The sequence below is a fragment of the Pseudomonas sp. P5_B2 genome (assembly GCF_056400445.1).
In genome coordinates, this window is record NZ_JBFULH010000647.1 from 1 (window position 1) to 2,200 (window position 2,200).

Below are 2,200 nucleotides of genomic sequence, written 5' to 3' on the forward strand. Positions count from 1 at the left end.
TCCCAGTCGAGTTGGGCGTAAGGCAATACAGGTTTCATGGCAGGCTCGGCAACGGCAAGGTCGTCATTCTAGTCCCTTCGATACAAAAGCCCACATCGCAGGGAATTTTCTGTGCTGGTGGCCGGCCCAATCCGCTAGTCTTGGAGAATCCTGGAAGGAGCCGTCCAATGTTTGAATCCGCTGAAATCGGTCACGCCATCGACAAAGAAACCTATGACGCCGAGGTGCCGGCGCTGCGCGAAGCCTTGCTTGAGGCGCAGTTCGAACTTCAGCAGCAAAAACGTTTCCCGGTGATCATCCTGATCAATGGCATCGAAGGCGCCGGCAAGGGCGAGACGGTCAAGTTGCTCAACGAATGGATGGACCCGCGTCTTATAGAGGTCCGAACCTTCGACCAGCAGACGGATGAGGAACTGGCACGACCACCGGCCTGGCGGTATTGGCGGATGCTTCCGGCCTCGGGTCGCATGGGGATTTTCTTTGGTAACTGGTACAGCCAGTTGCTGCAAGGCCGGGTTCACGGCCTGTTCAAGGACGCGGTGCTGGATCAGTCGATCAACCAGTCCGAGCGTTTTGAAAAAATGCTCTGCGACGAAGGCGCGCTGATCTTCAAGTTCTGGTTCCACCTGTCCAAAAAACAAATGAAAGCACGCCTCAAGGCCCTCGCCGACGATCCGCTGCACAGTTGGCGCATCAGTCCGCTGGACTGGCAACAATCCGAGACGTACGACAAATTCGTGAAATACGGCGAACGTGTGTTGCGCCGCACCAGTCGCGACTACGCGCCGTGGCATGTGATTGAAGGGTTGGACGCCAATTACCGTAGCCTGGCGGTGGGCAAGATCCTGCTTGAAGGTCTGCAAACTGCGCTGAAACGCCCCGATGTCCATCCCGACAAGGTCAATGCCGCACCGCTGCCGATCCATATCGATCAGGTCAACCTGCTCGACAGCCTCGACTTGAACCTGCGCCTGGATAAGGACGATTACGAAGAGCAACTGATTACCGAACAAGCACGATTCTCGGGCCTGATGCGTGACAAACGCATGCGTCGGCACGCATTGGTGGCGGTGTTCGAAGGTAACGATGCGGCGGGCAAGGGCGGGGCGATCCGGCGGGTCGCGGCGGCGCTCGATCCGCGTCAATACAGCATCGTCCCGATTGCCGCGCCGACCGAAGAGGAGCGGGCACAGCCGTATCTGTGGCGGTTCTGGCGCCATCTTCCGGCCAAGGGCAAGTTCACGGTGTTTGATCGCTCCTGGTACGGGCGGGTCTTGGTGGAGCGCATCGAAGGCTTTTGCCCGCCGACGGACTGGCTGCGGGCTTACAGCGAGATCAATGACTTCGAAGAGCAGATTTCCGATTCGGGCGTCATCGTGGTCAAGTTCTGGCTGGCCATCGACAAGCAGACACAGTTGGAGCGTTTCCAGGCCCGGGAAGAAATTCCCTTCAAGCGTTTCAAGATCACTGAAGACGATTGGCGCAATCGCGATAAGTGGGATGCTTACCGCGCAGCGGTGGGTGACATGGTCGATCGCACCAGCACCGAGGTCTCACCTTGGACGCTGGTGGAGGCCAACGACAAGCGCTGGGCGCGGGTCAAAGTCCTGCGCACGATCAATCGGGCCCTGGAAGCCGCGTTCGAGAAGTCCGACAAGAAGGCCAGGAAGCACAAGAACTGAGTCGATGGTTACGCATACGCGGGGTGAATGATTGTCGCGGTCGGTTATGAGGTGGACTTATGCTCGGTCCACACCCAACCAATAACAACAATGAGGTATGCCATGCGTGAAGTGGTGATCGTCGACAGCGTGCGGACCGGCCTGGCCAAATCCTTTCGCGGCAAGTTCAATCAGACCCGGCCAGATGACATGGCGGCGCATTGTGTCGACTCGTTGTTGGCACGTAACGGTATCGACCCGGCCAGCGTCGAGGACTGCATCGTGGGCGCAGGCTCCAACGAAGGCGCGCAGGGCTACAACATCGGTCGAAACGTCGCTGTGTTGTCGCGCTTGGGCATCGGCGCCGCCGGGATGACCCTGAACCGCTTTTGCTCCTCGGGCTTACAGGCGATTGCCATCGCCGCCAACCAGATTGCTTCGGGGTGCAGCGACATCATCGTTGCCGGTGGCGTCGAGTCCATCAGCCTGACCATGAAAAGCGTCAATACCGATAACCTGATCAACCCGCTGCTGAAGGA

The 2,200-nt window shown here is 58.6% G+C and carries 2 protein-coding genes; both read left to right on the forward strand.

Features of this window, described 5'->3' with window-relative positions; translation table 11 throughout:
- Positions 1-167: 167 nt before the first annotated feature.
- Positions 168-1,682 carry a polyphosphate:AMP phosphotransferase gene (gene pap / locus AC1DRJ_RS25155; RefSeq protein WP_477804542.1) on the forward strand — a complete coding sequence of 505 codons (1,515 nt, stop codon included), beginning with the start codon at positions 168-170 and terminating at the stop codon, positions 1,680-1,682.
- Positions 1,683-1,784: 102 nt separating this feature from the next.
- A partial coding sequence (locus AC1DRJ_RS25160; RefSeq protein ID WP_477804543.1) for a thiolase family protein occupies positions 1,785-2,200 on the forward strand: 416 nt, incomplete at its 3' end.

Excerpts from the sequence above, each read along its gene's own strand:
- pap (WP_477804542.1), top strand. The coding sequence starts at position 168 with ATGTTTGAATCCGCTGAAATCGGTCACGCCATCGACAAAGAAACCTAT.